Here is a 19593-nt window from a genome sequence, read left to right as displayed (position 1 = left end):
TCATGTGACTCACGCTGGAGGTTGAGGATGCGAAACCGATTTATTGCTGCCATCGCAGTTGCTGTTATGGGGGCGTCCAGTCCGCTGCTGGCAAAGGTAACACAGGCTGAAGCCGCGCGCCTGAACAATGAGCTGACACCGGTTGGTGCCGAGCGCGCGGGCAACGCGGCGGGCACCATTCCAGCCTGGGATGGCGGGCTTGCCACGCCACCGGCGAATTGGCGCGAGGGGTCTGTAGAAATCAATCCGTTCCCTGGCGATGACGCCCTGTATGTGGTGACGGGGGATAACCTTGATCTTTACCGGGATAAGTTGTCGGACGGCCACATCCGGATGCTGGAGCAATATGGCCCGGCATTTTTCATGCCGGTGTATGAAACACGTCGGACAGCGGCGTTTCCCGAACATGTATACGAGAAGTTTCGCCAGAATGCCCTGACCGCCGAGCTTTTGGATAATGGTAACGGGGTAAGAGACACCATCATGACCAGCCCGTTCCCCATTCCGAAGAATGGTCTGGAAGCGATCTGGAACCACATTCTCCGGTATCGCGGTGAGGAAGTGTCCTTCCGAAGTGCTTCAGCCACTCCTCAGGAAGACGGTTCTTTCAACCCGGTGGTCAACCACTACGATTATTTCTTCGCGTACAGTCAGGTAGGCGCGGATCTTGCCGATATCGACAACAAGATCTTCTACCTGAAAACAGAGACGATCGCCCCGACCACGCTGGCGGGCACCATCACCCTGGTGCACGAGACTCTGGACCAGGTTCGTTCACCTCGCCTTGCATGGCGTTATGACGCCGGTTCCCGACGCCTGCGCCGTTCTCCGAACCTGGCCTACGAGACAGACCTGCCGAATTCGTCCTCTCTGCGTTCGGTAGACCAGAAAGATATGTATAACGGCGCTCCAAACCAGTATGACTGGGAACTCAAAGGTAAACGGGAGCTGCTGGTTCCCTACAACGGATACAAGCTTCACGATTCCAGTGTTCGCCCTGAGGATGTCATCCGCCCCAACCACATCAACCAGAGTCTTGCTCGCTATGAGCTGCATCGGGTGTGGGTGGTAGAGGCCAAGCGTCGTACCGGTATTGGCCATATTTACGAGCGCCGTGTGTTCTACATTGACGAAGATAGCTGGCAGATTCTGGTCTCTGAGGAGTACAACGAGAAAGGCGAGCTATGGCGCGTTTCCGAGGCTCACAATATCAGCTACTACAGCGAGCCGGTCTTCTGGACCACCATGGAAATGACGTATGATCTGAAGGCAAACCGTTATTACATTGATGGTCTGGACAATGGTTACCCCGCCTATGATTTCGCGCCGGGGTATCGTGGTAACGAGTTTACCGCCTCTGCGGCCCGTCGCGCTGCACGGCGTTAACCGTCCGCTTGCGGGGCGCCATCGCTTCCGGTGGTGCCCTTTCGTTGGCCAGTCTGTCCCGCAGACCACGGAGATTGCTGATGGCCAACCCTGAAAACCTCCTTTCCGATCTGGATCAGCTTCAAGACGAATTAACCCTGGCCCTGGACAACCAGGATTGGGAACGATTGGGCCAGCTTAATGCTCGGGTTCGACCGACGGTGGAACCGTTGATGGCTGAGCTCGAGCAGGGCCGACTTGATGCCACACTGGTGCGAGAGCGACTGGAAGCGCTGAATCGTTTTGTGGCCGAGGCCGATGCCGCCGCTGTGAAGGCCCGCGACGAGGCGAAAGCCTCATTGAAGGGGGTCAGCCAGAACCGTAACGCCGCCAAAACCTATCAGAACGTCTCCTCGAATCGTCAAAGATAGCGTCATAAAATTGACTCGGGCCGGCATACGGTCTTAAATACCGCACAAATCCATGAAGAGATTCCTGTGAATGTCCAAAAATAACAAAGTGCTGGTGCTGAGTGAGGATGAAACCAGGCGACGAGATCTGGTCACCATTCTGGAGTTTGTCGGTGAAGAGCAGGTGATTTCCGGCGACGAGGCTTTGGCGCTTTTGGCGAGTGACGATGATCAGGCCTGGGATAGTGTTTCAGTGGCGGTCGTCAACGGCACCGAATCCGGCGCCTGTTCCGCCATAGAGCAGGTATGCCGGGCCATGACGGGTGTGCCAGTGTTGCTGGTTGGCGACCCTGAGCTCAAGGGTTTGTCAGAGGACGATGCGGCACGAGTGATTGCGCGGATGGAATGGCCGCTGAACTACACCAAGTTCGTGGATTCCCTGTACCGCGCACAGATCTATCGGGACCAGTTCAGCCGCAACCAGCAGCGCGGCCAGCAGCGTGGTGTGCAGCTGTTCCGCAGCCTTGTGGGAACCAGTCGTAAAGTCCAGCAAGTGCGCCAGTTGATGGAGCAGGTGGCCGACAAGGATGTGAGCGTGCTGATTACCGGAGAGTCCGGTACTGGGAAGGAAGTGGTTGCTCGCAATCTGCATTACCATTCTTCCCGCCGCGATAAGCCCTTTGTGCCGGTGAACTGTGGTGCCATTCCGGCAGAGCTGCTGGAAAGCGAGCTCTTTGGCCATGAGAAAGGCGCGTTTACCGGTGCCATTACGGCGAGGGTAGGGCGCTTTGAGATGGCGGAAGGCGGAACCTTGTTCCTGGATGAAATTGGCGATATGCCCCTGAACATGCAGGTGAAGATACTGCGGGTTCTGCAAGAGCGCACCTTTGAAAAAGTGGGCAGTAACCGCACCCAGACCGCTGACGTACGGGTGATTGCGGCGACCCACAAGCATCTTGAGGACATGATTGAATCCGGTGATTTCCGGGAGGATCTGTACTACCGGCTGAACGTGTTCCCCATCGAAATGCCGGCACTCCGGGAGCGAGTCGAAGACATTCCACTGTTGATCAACGAGCTGATTTCCCGGATGGAAAAAGAGAAGCGTGGTTCATTGCGGATGAACTCGGCGGCCATCATGAGCCTGTGTCGTCATGATTGGCCGGGCAATGTCCGTGAGCTGGCTAACCTGGTGGAGCGTCTTGCCATCATGCATCCCTATGGCGTGATCGGAGTGCAGGAATTGCCGAAGAAGTTCCGCTATGTGGATGATTATGACGAGAATCGCCCGGTAGAGGATTCCGGTATGCCCTCTTCCATACCAGGCCTGGTGGGGCTGGATGCGCCAGCGTTGCTGCCGGTGAACGGCATTGATCTGAAGGATTATCTCTCCAATCTTGAAAAGCAGTTGATTCAGCAGGCTCTTGATGAAGCCAGCGGCGTAGTAGCCCGCGCTGCCGAGAAGCTGCGGATACGGCGCACGACGCTGGTGGAGAAAGTGCGAAAGTATGGTCTGAGGGACGACTCAGAAGAAGCCTGATGACACCGGGGTTGCCGGTAAAAGGTGGCGTCAAAGGTTTGTAACCTGCGACGCCATTGTTGTTTCTGGCCGACGGTAATTCGTCACCCTGGGTATCGTTGATTTCGTTACTGTTTGAAAATAAACAATAAATACTAATTGGCACGCTGTTAGCTTTAACCTTTCCGAACAAAAGTATTGATGGCCCCGCCGGGCCTGTCAGGGGGAAAGGTTATGAGCCACGCACATGTCGTTATGGAGTCCCGCCACCAGCCGGATGCCAACGCTGCGGCTGATGTCAACGACAAGGTGACAGCACTGTTTCCGCAGCAGGACGATGAGGCTGTAGATTCTGCGCTGGAACTGTTCAATCGCATGTCTCGGCAGATTACCGATTCCTATCGCACACTCGAGTCTCGGGTGAACCAGCTGTCGGGTGAGCTGTCTTATGAATCGCGGCAGCGCCAGCAGGAGCTGGAGCAGAAAGAGCAGCTGGCAGATCGCCTGTCTACCTTGCTCAATGCCCTGCCTGCGGGTGTGGTGGTGCTGGACAAGCATGGCACTGTCAGCCAGAACAACCCGGCCGCCATTGCCTTGCTCGGCGAGCCGCTTGAGGGCGAGCGCTGGATTGACGTTATCCGCCGCTGTTTCGCGCCCCGTAACGACGATGGCCATGAGGTGTCCCTGAAGGATGGTCGCCGGGTCAGCATTGAGATCCGTACCATGGAGAATCAGCCGGGTCAGTTGATCCTGCTGACCGATCTGACTGAAACGCGCCAGCTCCAGTCGCAACTGGCTCATGCCCAGCGCCTCTCTGCCATGGGTAAGATGGTTGCGTCCCTGGCCCACCAGATTCGCACACCGCTGTCCGCCGCCATTCTCTATGGTGGTCATCTGAGCCAGCCGGATCTCGATGAGGAGCTACGTCAACGTTGCGCTTCCCGGCTGATGTCCCGCCTGACCCATCTGGAACAGCAGGTTCGCGACATGTTGATCTTCGCCCGCGGTGAAACCCGACTGGCGGAAGAGCTGGATTCGTCGCGCCTGGTGGAAGCGCTCGAGTCTGCTGTTGATGGACTCAAGCTTGCGCCAGGCGTGCAGGTGACCCTGGACAACCAGGTGCAGACGCCTTGCCGGCTGATGTGCAATCGCGATGCCCTGGTCGGCGCCTGTACCAATCTTGTGAATAACAGTCTGGAGGCGGGGGCAGCCGACGTTTCAATCGTCGTTTCCGCTACCTCTGGCCGCCTGGAAATCCGGGTTTCCGATAATGGACCTGGGTTCGAGCCTGGTGAGGCAGGTCGGATTATGGAAGCCTTCTACACCACCAAGTCCCATGGCACCGGCCTCGGGCTGGCCGTGGTGCAGGCTGTGGTCAAGGCCCATCAGGGCGAGTTTTCGATTTCATCCCCCGGACAGCAAGGCGCCGACGCGATAGTTCGGCTGCCTATTCTGACAGCCCGGTTTTAAAGAACAGGTTGGAGGTGCATAGCATGGCAAAGGCCCAGATTCTGATTGTGGAAGATGACCACGACCTGCGCGAAGCTTTGGTAACGACGCTGGAACTGGCGAAATTCCAGGTGCGGGAAGCGGCCAGCGCTGAAGATGCGCTGGCAAGCCTGGCCCGGGCGCCGGTCGATATGGTGGTCAGCGATGTCAATATGCCCGGCATGTCCGGCCATGAGTTGTTGGCGGAAGTTCAGCGCTTGTATCCGGGGCTGCCCATGATGCTGATTACCGCGTACGGCCAGATCAGCCACGCGGTGTCTGCCATGCAATCCGGTGCCATCGATTATCTGGTCAAGCCGTTTGAGCCTCAGGTTCTGGTGGAAGCGGTCAGTCGGGTCGTGGGCGGAAGCCGCCAGAAGGCTGGCGATGAGCCGGTGGCTGAGGATCCTGTCAGCAAACGCATGTTCCAGTTGGCCGCGAAAGTGGCGGCCAGTGATTCCACAGTGATGATTTCCGGTGAGAGTGGTACCGGTAAAGAAGTGTTGGCCCGCTATATCCATCAGCAGTCACCCCGAGCGGATGAGCCGTTTGTCGCGATCAACTGTGCCGCTATTCCGGAGAATATGCTGGAGGCCATACTGTTCGGTCACGAGAAAGGTGCATTCACGGGTGCCGTTGCAGCCTCCCCAGGTAAATTCGAGCAGGCCAATGGCGGAACCATCCTGTTGGACGAGATTTCCGAAATGGATCTTGGTTTGCAGTCCAAGCTGCTGCGAGTGTTGCAGGAGCGGGAAGTGGAGCGCGTCGGTGGTCGCAAGACCATTCAGCTGGATGTTCGTGTGCTGGCGACCACAAACCGTGATCTGGCGGACTACGTGCGCGAGGGCAAGTTCCGCGAAGACCTTTATTATCGATTGACGGTGTTCCCGATGCGGTGGCAGCCCCTGCGGGAGCGGCCGCTGGATATTCTGCCCCTGGCCCGCTCACTGCTGAAAAAACATTGCCGCAAGATGAAGCTGACCGGCATCACCCTGGCCGAGGATGCCCGTAAGGCACTGATGGCTCATGCCTGGCCGGGTAATGTCCGGGAACTGGACAATGCCATTCAGCGGGCGCTGGTGTTGCATCAGGGTAATGTAATCCACGCCGGCGATCTTTGTCTGGAGCTTGGGATTACCGGTGCCGCTGACTTTGCTGCACCCGCCGAGCCGGCCATTTCCGCCAGATCCATTGAGGTCCCAGCGGCCGACTTGCCAGACCCCGAGGCGGGGCTGGAAGCGGATTCAGCGGCTGATGAGGCGATTGGCTCACTCGGAGATGATCTGCGCCAACAGGAGTTCCGTATTATTATCCAGACCCTCAAGAAAGAGCGTGGCAGGCGCAACCGGGCAGCGGAGCAGTTGGGCATCAGCCCGCGAACGCTTCGTTACAAACTGGCCCAGATGCGAGATGCCGGTATCGATCTTGATGCGGAGCTGGCCATGGCCTGAGTCAGGGCCTTTGTTGTCGACCTGATACTCCTTCGGGCACCCTTCGGGGTGCCGTTTTTTTACCCGCCTGCCTGGTCTTCTTTTTCGGTCTGGTTTCACTCCTGTCAATTCTTTGTCACGTAGACGCCTTCCACTGTAAAATGATTTATTAACCCGTTGAAATAAATGGTTTAATTGTTTCTGGCCTGTTGCTTGCTTTCAGTTCATTTGAGTCAGCAACAAGTACAGGCCCGACGGGGCCGCCGGGAGAGTGTGATGGTTCAACGTGCCGACATAAACAATGTTCTGTCTGAGATCCGGAATCTGCGTACCCAGATGATGCAGAACCAGAGGATTGAACAGGATCAGTCCGTACGTGGCCGCATCGATGGCCCACGACAGGTTCAGGAAACCCAGGAAGTTCCCAGCTTCAGCGATATGCTGGGCAAGGCCGTCAACAATGTACACGAGGTCCAGAGTCAGGCCAGTGAACTCAGGACGGCCTACGAAATGGGCGATCCAAACGTGGACATTACCCGGGTAATGATTGCTGCCCAGAAATCTTCCGTGTCTTTCGAGGCTCTGACCCAGGTGCGTAACCGGGTCGTGCGCGCCTATGAAGACATCATGAATATGCCGATCTGATAACGGAGCAACAGCATGGCAAGCGTACCCGCGGAAACCGCCGCCTCTGACCTGCCGGCTACCCAGGAGAGTGATACTCCTGAGAGCCGTAGCAATCTTTTGCTCGGGTTCAACCGATTGAATCTGCTCCGCCAGGTCGGGCTTATGGTGGGGCTGGCCGCCAGTGTGGCACTGGGTGTGGCTGTGGTGCTCTGGGCTCAGGAGCCCAATTACCAGCCGGTGGTGGGGGATCTGTCTGCCTACAACCCGCAGGACGTGACCACCATCCTCGACAGCAATGGTATCGATTACAAGATGGACCCCCGCACCGGAGCATTGCTGGTGCCGTCTGAACAGGTCTATAGCGCGCGCCTCAAGCTTGCTGCTGAAGGCGTAACCGACCAGAAGACCATGGGTTATGAGTTGCTGGACCAGGAACGTGGTCTGGGAACGTCCCAGTTCATGGAAACCATCAGCTACCGGCGCGGACTGGAGGGCGAACTGGCCCGGACCATCGCCGCCATGCGTGGTGTTCGAAATGCCCGGGTGCACCTGGCCATTCCCGAGCGTTCGGTGTTTATCCGGGATGCCCGTGAACCGACCGCCTCGGTATTCCTTGAAGTGTTTGCGGGCCGTCGCCCTGAGCCTGAACAGATTCGGGCCATCGTCAACCTGGTGGCCGGCAGCATTCCGATGATGAACCGGGATCAGGTGACCGTGGTTGACCAGAACGGCAATCTGTTGACGGGCGATGAGGTTCAGGCCGAAACAGACCGGATGAAAGACCAGTATGAATACACGTCCAGGGTTGAAGAGCGGCTGACCCGCCGTGTCGCCTCATTGATTGGCCCGATTGTCGGGGAAGGGCGTTACCGCGCGGAAGTCACCGCCGACCTCGACTTCTCTGCGGTCGAGCGTGCCGAGGAGTTATACAATCCGGAGCAACAGGCGGTGCGCAGTGAGCGCGAGTTGTCTGAGCAGCGTGTGGCGGGAGCCCAGGGTGGCATTCCCGGTGCGCTGGCCAATCAGCCGCCAGGGGCTGCGACGGTTCCGGAGCAGGCCACTGCCGCCCCAGGGGAAGATGGCGCTCCTGCAGCTCCGCCGGTGAATGTCCGGAGTGAATCCACCCGGAACTATGAACTGGATCGTACCGTCAGCTACACCCGTCAGGAGCTGGGTGCGGTCAAGCGGGTGACCGTGGCCCTTGCCGTGGATGACATGAAAGTGGTCGACCCGGAAACCGGCGAGGTGAGCTATCAACCCTGGCCAGAGGCCGAACTGCAACGGCTGAGCATGCTGGTGCGTGATGCGGTTGGCTATTCCGCGCCCCGCGGAGACAGCGTTACCGTCATGAATACGGCGTTTGCCCCAGAGGAAGCGGTGGAGTTTGAAGCTCCGGGCTTCTGGGAGCAGCCCTGGTTCTGGGATTTGATGAAGCAGGTATTGGCAGGACTGGTCATTCTGATTCTGGTTCTTGGCTTGCTGCGCCCCACCCTGAAGACGCTGTCCGGTGGCGGCCGCCGCGAGCGTGGTGAAGGCGGAGAAGAGGGGGAGTATGGTGGCCTTGCTGATATCGAAGGCGGGCAGGCACTACGCGATGCCATGTCGTCTCAGGATGACCTGCTTTTGCCGGGCGCCACAGACAGCTATGATAGACAGTTGAATGCACTCAAAGGCCTGATTGCGGAAGATCCCGCCAGGGTTGCACAGGTTATGCGCCAGTGGGTGAACGTCGATGACTGAAGAAAACGGCCAGTTGCAGGGGGATGCCCCGAAAAAGCCGCAGCGCAAGATTCCGCGAGTGGAGCAGGCAGCGATCCTGCTGATGTCTCTGGGTGAAGCGGACGCTGCTGAGGTGCTCAAGCACATGGGGCCGAAAGAGGTTCAGCGGGTTGGCGTCGCCATGGCGCAGATGAAAGACGTCAGCAAGGACGACGTCACCTACGTGCTTAACCAGTTTGTGGACGCTGTCGGCGGCCAGACCGGTTTGGGGGTTGGTAATGACGATTATATCCGGGCGATGCTCACCCAGGCGCTGGGTGATGACAAGGCCGCGAGCCTGATTGACCGAATCCTGATTGGCGGCAATACCACCGGCCTGGATACTCTTAAGTGGATGGAGCCCCGGGCTGTGGGCGATATTATCCGTTACGAGCATCCCCAGATTCAGGCCATTGTTATCTCCTACCTAGACCCGGACCAGGCCGCTGAAATTCTTGGCACACTTGATGAAAAAGTGCGACTGGATGTGATGATGCGGGTGGCGTCGCTGGAAAGCATTCAGCCACAGGCCCTGCAGGAACTGAACGACATCCTTGAGAAGCAGTTCTCCGGTGGCGCGGCCTCCCAGACCAGTCGGATTGGTGGTGTGAAGCGAGCGGCCGATATCATGAACTTCATGGATCGCGGGATTGAGGGCTCGTTGATGGATTCCATCAAAGACATGGATCCTGATCTGGCGTCCACCATTGAAGACCTCATGTTCGTGTTTGATAACCTCAAGGATATCGATGATCGGGGTATTCAGGCGCTGCTTCGAGAGGTGTCCTCCGAGGTGCTGGTGGTTGCGCTCAAAGGTGCCGACGAAGCCGTCAAGGAGAAGATCTTCAAGAACATGTCCAAGCGTGCTGCGGAGTTGCTGCAGGATGATCTGGAAGCCAAGGGGCCGGTCAAGGTCAGCGAAGTCGAAGCGGCCCAGAAAGACATTATCACCGTTGCTCGCCGTATGGCTGAAGCCGGCGAGATCTCGCTGGGTGGTAGTGGCGAAGAAATGATGTGATGAAAGATTCCGATCAGGACAGCAAGCGCATACCGAAAGAACAGATGACCGCCTGGGAACGGTGGGAATTGCCTCTGCTTGATGAGCGCGGAAACCAGGTTGTCGAGGAAGAGGAAGTCAAGCCGCTGACCGCGGCCGACCTGGAAGAGATTCGCCAGGCTGCCCGCGAGGACGGTTTTCAGGAGGGCCGGCAGGCCGGTTACGCGGAAGGCTTTGAACAGGGTCGCGCAGACGGGCACAAAGATGGCTACGCCGCAGGCGAGGCGGAGGGGCGGAGCGAGGGCGAGCAGCAGGCAGCGGAGCAGACGCGTCAGGAAGTTGCCTCCCGGATGGAACGGCTGGAGCATCTGATGGGAGAGCTGTTGTTGCCCATCGAGCGCCATGAAGACGAGCTGGAAGCGGTGCTGGTCAACCTCACTACGGTGTTGGCCCGGGCGGTGGTCTTCCGTGAGCTCAGCATTGATTCCTCCCAGATTCGCCAGGTGGTGCGTCGGGCTCTGTCGTCACTGCCCTCTACCGCCGATAATCTACGCATTCATATTCACCCCGACGATATCGAGCCGGTACGGGAAGTCACAGAGCGCCTGGAATCACCGGCGGTCCTCATTGAGGACGACTCTCTCATGCCTGGTGGTTGTAAAGTGGAATCGCGCCATAGTCTGGTGGATTACACCGTGGAGAAGCGCTTCCAGCGGGTGGTTCAGGGTATGCTGGAAGAACAGCTGGCGGAGCCTGCCGGTCCGGATCAGGAGGAGCTGGCACCCAGTATGGGGGAGCTGACCGATTTTCACCGGGATGTGCTGAGTGATTCGGGCATGACATCACCGCCAGAATCCGAGTCTGACGAATTCAACGACCAGGGCCGGGACGATGACGTCACGCCTGGCTGAACGGTTACGGCAGCTTCAGGGGGCCATCAGCGACGAGCCGGCGCCAGAATTGTCTGGACGGCTTACGCGCATGGTGGGTCTCACGCTGGAGTGCGTGGGTTGCCCGATGGTGGTGGGGGACCGTTGTCTGATTCAGGGTGATAGCGCCACCAGTGTGGAAGCGGAAGTGGTGGGGTTTGAGGAAGATAAGGTCTACCTGATGCCGCTGACCGCCATCGAAGGTCTCAAGCCCGGAGCCCGGGTGATTCCTCTGGCCTCGGCCAGCAGGGTACCGGTTGGCCCGCAAATGCTGGGGCGAGTGGTGAATGGTGCTGGCGACCCGCTGGACGGCAAGGGACCGTTGCAGGCAGAGGCCAGAGTGCAGCTGACCGGCGACATCATCAACCCATTGAACCGGGCTCCGGTGCGCCAGTCCATGGATGTGGGAATCCGTGCAATCAACGCGTTGCTGACCGTAGGGCAGGGGCAGCGTCTCGGCCTGTTTGCCGGCAGTGGTGTCGGTAAGAGTATGCTGCTGGGAATGATGACCCGGTTCACGGATGCAGACATTACCGTGGTTGGGTTGATTGGTGAACGGGGCCGGGAGGTTAAGGAATTCATCGAGGACATTCTCGGCGATGAAGGCCTGGCTCGTTCCGTGGTTGTAGCCGCTCCGGCAGATGACTCGCCGTTGATGCGCCTGCGCGCTGCCATGCTCACCACCCGAATTGCCGAATACTACCGCGATCAGGGTAAGCGCGTTCTTCTTTTAATGGATTCTCTCACCCGCTATGCCCAGGCACAGCGGGAGATCGCCCTGGCCGTAGGCGAACCACCGGCGACCAAGGGTTATCCGCCCTCGGTTTTTGCCAAGCTGCCGCAACTGGTTGAGCGCACAGGCAATGGCCGACCCGGCGGTGGTTCCATTACTGCGTTTTATACCGTTCTGACGGAAGGCGACGACCAGCAGGATCCGATTGCCGATGCAGCCCGGGCCATCCTTGATGGTCACATCGTGTTATCCCGGCGGCTGGCGGAAGAAGGCCACTATCCGGCCATAGATGTGGAAGCTTCCATCAGCCGGGTGATGCCCCAGGTGACTGACCCGGAGCACTTCTCCCGGGCCCAGAGGTTCAAACAGGTCTATTCCCGTTATCAGCAGGCCCGTGATCTGATCAGTGTGGGTGCCTACGTGAAAGGTTCCGACCCGGAGACTGACTTTGCCATCCAGCACATAGGTAATATGAGCCAGTTTCTGCAGCAGGGGCTGAATGAGAGTGCTCCCCTCACGGAGGCGATTGAGCAACTGATGGCAGTAGTGCCTGAACGACGTTCACCGGAACGAAGAAAGACGGCGGTGCCGAACCCCGCCGGCAATCGGGATAATGTCTGATGCTGCGATCGAAACGGCTTGAAGTTGTCCTCTCCCTTGAAGAGCGGAAAGAACAGGAAGCGTTGGAACGCCTTGGTGAGGCCCGTAAGCAGGTGGAGGCGCATCGCGAACAGGTGGAAAACCTGGAGCGCTATCAGCAGGAGTATCGTGACCAGATCCGCGCGAGCCAGCAGGGTGTTGTGCCTGTGGCGCGGCTACAGGCCTGGCAGGCTTTTATCGCCCAGCTGGACCAGGTGATTGCCCAGCAACAGCGGCAGCTGCAACAGGCGGAACAGGTGTTTGAAGCCAGGCGCCGGGAGTGGCAACAGGCCTGGGAACGTCGCCGTGGTATGGAAAAATACATTGAGTCCTGCCGCCAACAGGAACAGCGGGAGCGGGATCTCAGCGACCAGAAACTGGCGGACGAAGCTGCCGGTCGGGCCTTTGCCCGGCGACAGCGATAATTGTAGTCCCCGGTGATCTGTATCAGATAACCCGGGTGCAATTTCCGTTTATTTGGCTATCCTTTACCAGATAAGCTTGCCATCAATGGCCGGCGGCAAAGGAAAGTCATTGGTGGAATGTGCCGGGAGGTTCAGGAATGCCTATAGAGACACATCGGAGCGATGACGGCAAGACACTTACGATTTGCGTGGAAGGCCGGTTTGATTTCAGTACCCATCAATCCTTTCGGGATGCCTACGAGCATAGCGAACCCACCGTCAGCCACTACGTCATTGATCTTTCAGACACCACCTACCTCGACAGCTCGGCTCTGGGCATGTTGCTTCTGTTAAGGGATCACGCTGGCGGCGATGGCGCCCGCATCTCCATCGAGAACTGCAACAGCGATGTTCGCAGAATACTCTCCATCTCCAATTTCGAGCAGTTGTTCAGCATTCGCTGAGGCGATTCCCTTGAAGGTACTTCTTGCCGAGGACAGTGCCAGCGACAGGTTGATTCTGGCGCGGCTGGTAAGCCGCCTGGGCCATACCGTGATTGAAGCCGAAGACGGTACCGAGGCGGTGGATCTGTTCCGGGAGACCCAGCCGGATCTGGTGTTGCTGGACGCCCTGATGCCGCGGATGGACGGAATGGAGGCCGCTCGTCAGATCAAGGCTCTGGCAGGCGAGCGCCTGGTGCCGCTCATCTTTCTCACCTCCCTGTCGGGGGCGGGCGATCTGGCCCGGTGTCTTGAAGCCGGCGGCGACGACTTTCTCGTCAAACCCTACAATCGCGTGATTCTTGAAGCGAAGATCAACGCGTTTAATCGTATGAGGGGGTTGCACCAGGCATTGTCGGACCAGCGTGACCATATTCGGCGCCAGAATCAGCAGATGCTGGACGAGCAGCGAACGGCTCGGCGGGTGTTCGATAACATTGCCCATACCGGTTGTCTGGATGCCCCCAACATCCGCCACCATGCATTCCCCCTCTCGGTTTTCAACGGCGATGTATTGTTTGCGGCTCAGCGCCCCGGGGGCGGCACTCTGGTGTTTCTGGGTGATTTCACCGGGCACGGATTACCTGCCGCCATTGGCGCCATGCCGGTTGCTGAAATCTTCTACGGGATGGCGGCCAAAGGCTTTGGCGCCCCGGATGTCCTCCGGGAAATTAACCGCAAGCTTCGGCGAATACTGCCGGTAGGCATGTTCTGTTGTGGTTTGATGGTTGAGGCTGACTTCAAACACAACAGCCTGCGTGTCTGGAATGGTGGCTTGCCGGATGGCTGGCTGTTGCGTGCCGGAGGCGACCGTGTCGCCATTCCGTCCCGGCATCTGCCGCTGGGTGTCCGGGAGCCGGACCAGTTTTCGGCCTCCATGACGGTGCTGGACGCTGCACCGGGCGACTGGCTGGTGATGATGACCGACGGGCTCCCCGAAGCACCCAACAGTGCGGGTGAAAGTCTGGGCGAGGAAGGTGTCCTGAGCGTGCTGGCCGGGCTGGAAACAGGGCAGGAGCCGTTCGAGGCCCTGCTGGCGAGAATGCAACAGCATACCGGAAAGCCAGAGCTGGCCGATGACCTGACGCTTTGCTGTTTGCAAATGGTCCGGGCGGAGGCGCCAGAGGCAATGCCGGACAAGATTCCGGAATCGGCGCTGACTGGGCCGGCGGACTGGCACTGCGTCTATGAGCTGCGGGAACAGACCCTGGCAGACTTCAATCCACTGCCGCTTATGCTGCATATCTGTATGGAAGTGCCCGGCCTGAGGAGCCGCAGCGGCGAGGTCTACACCCTGTTGTCGGAACTCTATAACAATGCCCTTGAACATGGCGTTCTGGCCTTGTCCTCTGAGTGGAAGACGTCACCTGGCGGCTTCAGCCGTTATTACCAGGAGCGAACGCGCAGACTGGGTAACACCGATGGGCATTTCGTACGGTTTTCTCTTGAGCATCAGCCCAGGGAGGGTGGAGGTACCCTTACCGTTGTCTGTGAAGACAGTGGTGATGGTTTTGATTTTACAGAATATTCGGACACAGTGGCGCACCAGCAGATGGCTTCGACCGGCCGATATGCGGGGCGGGGGCTTGAGATCCTCCGGCGTATGACGCGAAATCTGAAGGTTCATGGCCGGGGAAATCGTGTGGAAATCGTCTATGATTGGTGGTTTCCCGACGCGACCATACCCACTGGCGCCTGAGTGGCGACAAATGAGGATAGCGAATGAACGACAAACCCCATCTTGACGTGGAGGCACTGGCCGAACTGCAGGATGTGATGGAAGATGAGTTTGATGTCCTGATCCAGACCTACCTGGCAGACTCCCGTTCACGCATTGACGACCTGAGAGATGCGCTGGCAACGGCTGACCCTGAGCACTTCGCCAAGACCGCGCACAGCTTCAAGGGCAGTTGCATCAATATCGGTGCTCCCAGGCTCGGAGGACTGTGTTTTGAGGCCGAGCAACTGGGCAATGACGCCACTCTGGAACAGGCCCCTGCAGTGCTTGAACGGATTGAGGCCGAGTTTTCGGAGGTAGCCCAGCGTTTGCTGAACTTTGGCCAGGAGGCCTGAACGTCAGCCCGTGTGAAGGTTTGGCACCGCTTTTGCAGCTCGCAGGAAGACGCTCCGAACAGGGGCTACCTGAGATCTAAAGCGGCAAGAGGTTGCCATGCAACAGACCATACTTCCCCAGGCACCGGCGAAAACGAGTCAGCCAGAGGTCGGTGCAGCGAATTCGCAGGGCCGGAAGGACCCGGAGGCCGGTGACAGTCGTTTTGACGAGCTGTCCAGGGCCGAGCAGAAGCGGATGGATGCCAAGCGCGCCGAACGTCGGGATCAGCCTGATGCCGCGCAGGAACGCAAGACAGCCGACCGGACTGATGAGAAAGCTGAAGCCTCCAGTGCCCGGCCAGAAAAAAACGATACGCCCACTGACCAAACGCAGGTAGCGGACTCCGATTCACCGGCCCGTCCTTCCTCGGCCAGTGACACCAGCAATACCAGCGATACTGAGGCAGACGATGCCCTGGTCGTTGCCGAACCGCTGATGCCCCTGACATTTGCCAATCTTCAGTCGCTGTATCCTGCAGCCGCCAACCAAGCCGGTACGGGCGGGCCTGAGAGCCTGGCTTCAAGTATGGCGCTCACAGGAACTCAGGCCACTTCCGGACTGATCAAGGGCCTGCCGGGGCAAACAACTGCCGGGGGAGGCAGCACCGCTCTGGCTCCGGGCATGCAGCTAACAGACCTGCTTGCCGGTGCGACAAGCGCTGAGAGCGCCCGCCCCGTTGATCCGACCAGTCTGCTCTCCAATCCGAGATTCCAGAGTGTAATGGAAACCGCAGCGCAGCAGGCAGCACAGCCCGGAAAACTGGCTGCGGACGGCAACATTCCGCTCCGGGGCTACACCACCTCGGTGGATGTGCCGGTTGGACAGGCGGAGTGGGGCGACAAGGTCATGGGCAAGCTCAGTTGGCTGACCGCCCGCAATATGTCGGTTGCCGAAATACACCTCACCCCTCCGGATATGGGGCCAATGGAAGTCAAGGTGAAAGTCCACAACGATCAGGCCAGCGTCACCGTGCATGCGGCCAACCCGGTGGTGAGGGAGCAGCTCGAACAGCACTCCCATCGGCTCCGCGACATGCTGGGTGAACAGGGGTTGTCCCTGGGGCAGTTTGATGTCTCTGACCAGGGCGGTCAGCAGGCCGGTGGCGAGAGTGGTGAGGCCGGTGAGGGCGATGGTCGGTCTTCTGGTGGATCATCACTGGCCAGCCACGATGCTGATGCAGAGTCGTTGAGCACCGGCCAGCTTGATCTGGGCTGGCGGGGTGAAGTGGACGTCTTTGCCTGAGCCCGGATGATTTCTGACCAATTCAGCCTGCTGTCTTCCGACTTCTTTGCCCATCCCCTCCGGCAACGCTAAACTGCGGTTCTGACAACAGGGGATGGGCTGTCTGGCCCGGCCTTTGCATCACATCGGAGAAAGGTTGTTCGGAGCTTCCCGGACGCCAAAAAAGTGACAAGCGAGTGTTATGGCCGAAAATACTGCGACCGAAGCGCCTGCCAAAAAAGGCAAGCTGAAACTGATCATCATGCTGGTGATCATCATTATCCTGGCGGTGGGTCTTTCCGTGGTCGGGACACTCTGGTTCCTGGGCGGAGGATTGCCCGGCGCAGATGATGACGCCGAAACCACGACTTCGGCAGAGCCCGCGTTTGTCGCCAGCAGTTATACCGAAATTGAGAAAGCCCTGGTGACTACCGTTCAGGCGCAGGGTCGCCAGCGCTATGCCCAGGTCTATGTGTCATTCGAAGCCAAAGATCCTGCGGCACTGGCCGCTGCTGATGTTCATATGCCACTTATCCGCAGCCAACTGGTGATGGTGCTGGGCAGCAGCGACTTCATGCAGTTGCAAACGCCGGAAGGTCGTCAGACGCTGGCCGACAGCATGCTGCAGACTGTGAACCAGGTGCTGGAGCAGGAAGGGGAGCCGGCAATCGACCGGGTATTGTTCCGGAATTTTGTGGTTCAGTAATCATACCGGGCGGATAACCAACAGTTAGGGGCAGGAACAGGTATGCAGGATTTACTGTCACAGGACGAGATCGATGCCCTCCTCCACGGGGTGGATGATGGTGACATCGATACCTATGAAGAGACCGATGATACCGGCGTAAAGAACTACGACCTCGCCAGCCAGGATCGGATCGTCCGTGGCCGCATGCCAACGCTCGAGATGATCAACGAGCGTTTTGCCCGCTATACCCGTATTAGTCTGTTCAACCTGCTGCGCCGCAATGCCGATGTCTCCACCGGCGGTGTCCAGATCATGAAGTTCGGTGAGTACATCCATACCCTGTACGTACCCACCAGCCTTAACCTGTGCAAGGTTCGCCCGTTACGCGGTACATCCCTGTTCGTGCTGGACGCCAAGCTGGTGTTCAAACTGGTGGACAACTTCTTCGGTGGTGAGGGCCGCCATGCCAAGATCGAGGGTCGGGAATTCACACCGACCGAAACCCGAATTGTGCAAATGGTACTGAATCAGGTCTTCCACGATATGAAAGAAGCCTGGCATGCGGTCTTGCAGGTGGAATTCGAATACCTCAGCTCGGAAGTCAACCCGGCCATGGCCAACATCGTCAGCCCGAGCGAAGTGGTCGTGGTCAGCACCTTCCATATTGAACTCGATGGGGGGGGCGGCGAACTTCATTTCGCACTGCCGTATTCCATGATCGAGCCAATCCGCGATGTGCTGGATGCGGGTGTGCAGAGTGATGTTGATGATGTCGACGAACGCTGGGTAAACGCCTTGCAGGAGGACATCAAAGAGGTCAATGTGCCCATCAATACCACCGTCTGCCGGCGCCGCATATCGTTGCGTGACATTGCCCGGATGAAAGCTGGCGATGTGATTCCGGTAGAGATTCCCGAGCACCTGACGGTGACCGCCAATGGTATTCCAATCTACAAGGCAACGCTGGGCACCCGCGACGGTAAGCTGGCGCTGAGGATTCACGACCGGGCCAAGTTGCCCAAGGTAAAGAAACAACTGAAGGTGGGACGCAATGGCTGACGACGACAAGAAAGACGAGCAGGAACTCAGCGAAGACGAAAAGCTGGCGGCCGAGTGGGAAGCGGCAATGGACGAGTCTGGCGATGCAGAGGGCTCCCGGGAAGACGAGTGGGCAGCGGCTATGGCTGAGGCTGAAGGTGGCGACGACCAACCTGAAGCCGAACGCCAGGACGTGCGTACCGCGCACATGGAGGAGTTTGGCGCGGACCAGGGCGCTGGTGGTGGCGAGTCTCCGGACATCGACGTGATCCTGGATATCCCCGTCACCATCTCCATGGAAGTGGGCAACACCCAGATTCCGATACGCAATCTGCTCCAGCTGAACCAGGGCTCGGTGATCGAACTGGACCGGCTGGCGGGCGAGCCACTGGATGTGTTGGTCAATGGCACCCTGATCGCCCACGGTGAGGTGGTCATGGTCAATGAGAAGTTTGGTATCCGGTTGACGGACGTGATCAGCCCGGGCGAGCGAATCAAACGGCTGCAGAAATAATATGACAAGACTGACGGGCTGGTTGCTGTTGTGGGCTCCGCTGCCGCTGTTGGCCGAGGAAACGGCAAAGGCGGGCGAAATCGCCACCTTTGGTGGGCGTGCCCCGGATACTGTGGCGACGATACTGAGCCTGGGAGCGGGCCTGCTGGCAGTGGTGGCCATCATTTATGGTTGTGCCTGGCTGATCCGTCGGATGGGCGGCATGACCGGTATGAACAACAACGCCATCAAGGTGGTGTCTGTGCTGGCTATCGGTGCCAGGGAACGTATTGCGCTGGTGGAAGTGGGGCAGCAGCAGATTCTGCTTGGTATTACTCCCAGCACGATCAGGACCCTGCATGTATTTGATCAGCCGGTGGTGGATGCCGGCAATGCCGGCTCCAGTGACTTCGCCCGCAAGCTGCAGTCCATGATTGGCAAATCCTGGTCAGCGCCAGAGAGGAAAGACTAACGTCATGGTGGTGGCCATTCTCAAACGCGGTTTTCCCTGGCTTGCGCTGATTGCCGGCCTTTGTCTTCCCGCCCTGGCCCAGGCTGATCTGCCCGGCATTCCGGCATTTACGGTTGAGCCCGGCGAGAACGGCACCGAGGAGTACTCGGTAACCCTGCAGATCCTGGCGCTGATGACCGCGCTGACCTTCCTGCCGGCCATGCTGATGATGATGACCTCGTTTACCCGGATCATCGTGGTCTTTGCGATTCTTCGTCAGGCTCTGGGGCTACAGGCCACACCCTCCAACCAGATTTTGCTGGGGCTGGCGCTGTTTCTGAGCATTTTTATCATGAAGCCGGTACTGGAAGAGGCGAACCGGGTGGGCCTGCAACCTTACCTGCAGGAAGAGGTGACTTCACTGGAGGCAGTGGAACTGGCCAGCCAACCGTTTCGCAAGTTTATGCTGGAGCAGACTCGAGAAGACGACCTGGCGCTGTTCATGAGGATTGCCGATGTTCAGTATGAAACACCGCAGGACGTGTCTTTCTGGATTCTGATGCCGGCGTTTGTCACCAGTGAACTGAAGACGGCGTTCCAGATCGGGTTTATTCTGTTTATACCATTCCTGATCATCGACATGGTGGTGGCCAGTGTTCTGATGGCCATGGGTATGATGATGCTGTCACCCATTATCATTTCGCTGCCGTTTAAAATCATGCTGTTTGTGCTGGTGGATGGCTGGGCCCTGATCATGGGTACCCTGGCCGCCAGCTACGGGATCTAGGAG

The 19593-nt window shown here is 58.4% G+C and carries 20 protein-coding genes; all 20 read left to right on the top strand.

Features of this window, described 5'->3' with window-relative positions:
• The first annotated feature begins 27 nt into the window (after nucleotides 1-27).
• The gene (locus tag Q669_RS06230) at nucleotides 28-1386 is read left to right on the top strand and encodes a DUF1329 domain-containing protein (protein ID WP_022991630.1); all 1359 of its coding nucleotides are present in this window, start codon (nucleotides 28-30) and stop codon (nucleotides 1384-1386) included.
• 80 nt (nucleotides 1387-1466) lie between these two features.
• The gene (locus Q669_RS06225; RefSeq protein ID WP_022991629.1) at nucleotides 1467-1796 is read left to right on the top strand and encodes a hypothetical protein; all 330 of its coding nucleotides are present in this window, start codon (nucleotides 1467-1469) and stop codon (nucleotides 1794-1796) included.
• Nucleotides 1797-1866: 70 nt separating this feature from the next.
• Entirely contained in the window at nucleotides 1867-3315 is a 1449-nt protein-coding gene (locus Q669_RS06220; RefSeq protein WP_011785475.1) for a sigma-54 dependent transcriptional regulator, read from the top strand.
• A gap of 213 nt (nucleotides 3316-3528) precedes the next feature.
• Nucleotides 3529-4764 (top strand): sensor histidine kinase, encoded by a 1236-nt coding sequence (locus tag Q669_RS06215; RefSeq protein WP_022991628.1) that lies wholly within the window; start codon nucleotides 3529-3531, stop codon nucleotides 4762-4764.
• Nucleotides 4765-4787: 23 nt separating this feature from the next.
• Nucleotides 4788-6233, top strand: coding sequence for a sigma-54-dependent transcriptional regulator (locus Q669_RS06210; RefSeq protein WP_022991627.1), 1446 nt, complete (start codon nucleotides 4788-4790; stop codon nucleotides 6231-6233).
• A 255-nt stretch (nucleotides 6234-6488) separates the two neighbouring features.
• Nucleotides 6489-6857, top strand: a complete 369-nt coding sequence (gene fliE / locus Q669_RS06205) for a flagellar hook-basal body complex protein FliE (RefSeq protein WP_011785472.1) — start codon at nucleotides 6489-6491, stop codon at nucleotides 6855-6857.
• A 15-nt stretch (nucleotides 6858-6872) separates the two neighbouring features.
• Nucleotides 6873-8579, top strand: a complete 1707-nt coding sequence (fliF, locus tag Q669_RS06200; RefSeq protein ID WP_022991626.1) for a flagellar basal-body MS-ring/collar protein FliF — start codon at nucleotides 6873-6875, stop codon at nucleotides 8577-8579.
• The gene (gene fliG / locus Q669_RS06195) at nucleotides 8572-9615 is read left to right on the top strand and encodes a flagellar motor switch protein FliG (protein WP_011785470.1); all 1044 of its coding nucleotides are present in this window, start codon (nucleotides 8572-8574) and stop codon (nucleotides 9613-9615) included. Before fliF ends, fliG begins: the two co-directional genes overlap by 8 nt.
• Complete coding sequence (locus Q669_RS06190; protein ID WP_022991625.1) at nucleotides 9615-10505, top strand: flagellar assembly protein FliH; 891 nt, start codon at nucleotides 9615-9617, stop codon at nucleotides 10503-10505. Before fliG ends, Q669_RS06190 begins: the two co-directional genes overlap by 1 nt.
• Nucleotides 10486-11877 carry a flagellar protein export ATPase FliI gene (gene fliI, locus Q669_RS06185; protein WP_036148989.1) on the top strand — a complete coding sequence of 464 codons (1392 nt, stop codon included), beginning with the start codon at nucleotides 10486-10488 and terminating at the stop codon, nucleotides 11875-11877. The genes Q669_RS06190 and fliI overlap by 20 nt, the downstream gene beginning before the upstream one ends.
• A complete protein-coding gene (gene fliJ, locus Q669_RS06180) occupies nucleotides 11877-12320 on the top strand; it encodes a flagellar export protein FliJ (protein ID WP_022991623.1) in 444 nt (147 codons plus the stop codon). Before fliI ends, fliJ begins: the two co-directional genes overlap by 1 nt.
• 137 nt (nucleotides 12321-12457) lie before the next feature.
• The gene (locus Q669_RS06175) at nucleotides 12458-12763 is read left to right on the top strand and encodes an STAS domain-containing protein (RefSeq protein WP_036148972.1); all 306 of its coding nucleotides are present in this window, start codon (nucleotides 12458-12460) and stop codon (nucleotides 12761-12763) included.
• Between the two features lie 10 nt (nucleotides 12764-12773).
• On the top strand, nucleotides 12774-14498 hold the full coding sequence (locus tag Q669_RS06170) for a fused response regulator/phosphatase (RefSeq protein ID WP_022991621.1): 1725 nt from the start codon (nucleotides 12774-12776) through the stop codon (nucleotides 14496-14498).
• Nucleotides 14499-14521: 23 nt separating this feature from the next.
• Nucleotides 14522-14872, top strand: coding sequence for an Hpt domain-containing protein (locus Q669_RS06165; protein WP_022991620.1), 351 nt, complete (start codon nucleotides 14522-14524; stop codon nucleotides 14870-14872).
• Nucleotides 14873-14969: 97 nt separating this feature from the next.
• Complete coding sequence (locus Q669_RS06160) at nucleotides 14970-16154, top strand: flagellar hook-length control protein FliK (RefSeq protein ID WP_022991619.1); 1185 nt, start codon at nucleotides 14970-14972, stop codon at nucleotides 16152-16154.
• Nucleotides 16155-16335: 181 nt separating this feature from the next.
• Nucleotides 16336-16839 (top strand): flagellar basal body-associated protein FliL, encoded by a 504-nt coding sequence (gene fliL / locus Q669_RS06155; RefSeq protein ID WP_022991618.1) that lies wholly within the window; start codon nucleotides 16336-16338, stop codon nucleotides 16837-16839.
• Nucleotides 16840-16881: 42 nt separating this feature from the next.
• On the top strand, nucleotides 16882-17880 hold the full coding sequence (gene fliM, locus Q669_RS06150; protein WP_022991617.1) for a flagellar motor switch protein FliM: 999 nt from the start codon (nucleotides 16882-16884) through the stop codon (nucleotides 17878-17880).
• Nucleotides 17873-18373 carry a flagellar motor switch protein FliN gene (gene fliN / locus Q669_RS06145; protein WP_022991616.1) on the top strand — a complete coding sequence of 167 codons (501 nt, stop codon included), beginning with the start codon at nucleotides 17873-17875 and terminating at the stop codon, nucleotides 18371-18373. Before fliM ends, fliN begins: the two co-directional genes overlap by 8 nt.
• A 1-nt stretch (nucleotide 18374) precedes the next feature.
• A complete protein-coding gene (fliO, locus tag Q669_RS06140; protein ID WP_022991615.1) occupies nucleotides 18375-18824 on the top strand; it encodes a flagellar biosynthetic protein FliO in 450 nt (149 codons plus the stop codon).
• 4 nt (nucleotides 18825-18828) lie between these two features.
• Nucleotides 18829-19590: a flagellar type III secretion system pore protein FliP gene (gene fliP / locus Q669_RS06135; protein ID WP_011785458.1), complete on the top strand. Its 762-nt coding sequence runs from the start codon at nucleotides 18829-18831 to the stop codon at nucleotides 19588-19590.
• Nucleotides 19591-19593 lie beyond the last annotated feature (3 nt).

This window comes from Marinobacter sp. C1S70 (assembly GCF_000475355.1).
Taxonomy (GTDB): Bacteria; Pseudomonadota; Gammaproteobacteria; order Pseudomonadales; family Oleiphilaceae; genus Marinobacter; species Marinobacter nauticus.
This window is presented reverse-complemented; position numbering and strand designations above follow the sequence as displayed.

Excerpts from the sequence above, each read along its gene's own strand:
- fliM (WP_022991617.1), top strand. The coding sequence starts at position 16,882 with ATGCAGGATTTACTGTCACAGGACGAGATCGATGCCCTCCTCCACGGG.
- fliG (WP_011785470.1), top strand. The coding sequence starts at position 8,572 with ATGACTGAAGAAAACGGCCAGTTGCAGGGGGATGCCCCGAAAAAGCCG.
- fliO (WP_022991615.1), top strand. The coding sequence starts at position 18,375 with ATGACAAGACTGACGGGCTGGTTGCTGTTGTGGGCTCCGCTGCCGCTG.
- Q669_RS06165 (WP_022991620.1), top strand. The coding sequence starts at position 14,522 with ATGAACGACAAACCCCATCTTGACGTGGAGGCACTGGCCGAACTGCAG.
- fliF (WP_022991626.1), top strand. The coding sequence starts at position 6,873 with ATGGCAAGCGTACCCGCGGAAACCGCCGCCTCTGACCTGCCGGCTACC.
- fliL (WP_022991618.1), top strand. The coding sequence starts at position 16,336 with ATGGCCGAAAATACTGCGACCGAAGCGCCTGCCAAAAAAGGCAAGCTG.
- fliJ (WP_022991623.1), top strand. The coding sequence starts at position 11,877 with ATGCTGCGATCGAAACGGCTTGAAGTTGTCCTCTCCCTTGAAGAGCGG.
- Q669_RS06215 (WP_022991628.1), top strand. The coding sequence starts at position 3,529 with ATGAGCCACGCACATGTCGTTATGGAGTCCCGCCACCAGCCGGATGCC.
- fliI (WP_036148989.1), top strand. The coding sequence starts at position 10,486 with ATGACGTCACGCCTGGCTGAACGGTTACGGCAGCTTCAGGGGGCCATC.
- fliE (WP_011785472.1), top strand. The coding sequence starts at position 6,489 with ATGGTTCAACGTGCCGACATAAACAATGTTCTGTCTGAGATCCGGAAT.
- Q669_RS06160 (WP_022991619.1), top strand. The coding sequence starts at position 14,970 with ATGCAACAGACCATACTTCCCCAGGCACCGGCGAAAACGAGTCAGCCA.
- fliN (WP_022991616.1), top strand. The coding sequence starts at position 17,873 with ATGGCTGACGACGACAAGAAAGACGAGCAGGAACTCAGCGAAGACGAA.
- Q669_RS06225 (WP_022991629.1), top strand. The coding sequence starts at position 1,467 with ATGGCCAACCCTGAAAACCTCCTTTCCGATCTGGATCAGCTTCAAGAC.
- Q669_RS06175 (WP_036148972.1), top strand. The coding sequence starts at position 12,458 with ATGCCTATAGAGACACATCGGAGCGATGACGGCAAGACACTTACGATT.
- Q669_RS06190 (WP_022991625.1), top strand. The coding sequence starts at position 9,615 with ATGAAAGATTCCGATCAGGACAGCAAGCGCATACCGAAAGAACAGATG.
- fliP (WP_011785458.1), top strand. The coding sequence starts at position 18,829 with ATGGTGGTGGCCATTCTCAAACGCGGTTTTCCCTGGCTTGCGCTGATT.
- Q669_RS06230 (WP_022991630.1), top strand. The coding sequence starts at position 28 with ATGCGAAACCGATTTATTGCTGCCATCGCAGTTGCTGTTATGGGGGCG.
- Q669_RS06210 (WP_022991627.1), top strand. The coding sequence starts at position 4,788 with ATGGCAAAGGCCCAGATTCTGATTGTGGAAGATGACCACGACCTGCGC.
- Q669_RS06220 (WP_011785475.1), top strand. The coding sequence starts at position 1,867 with ATGTCCAAAAATAACAAAGTGCTGGTGCTGAGTGAGGATGAAACCAGG.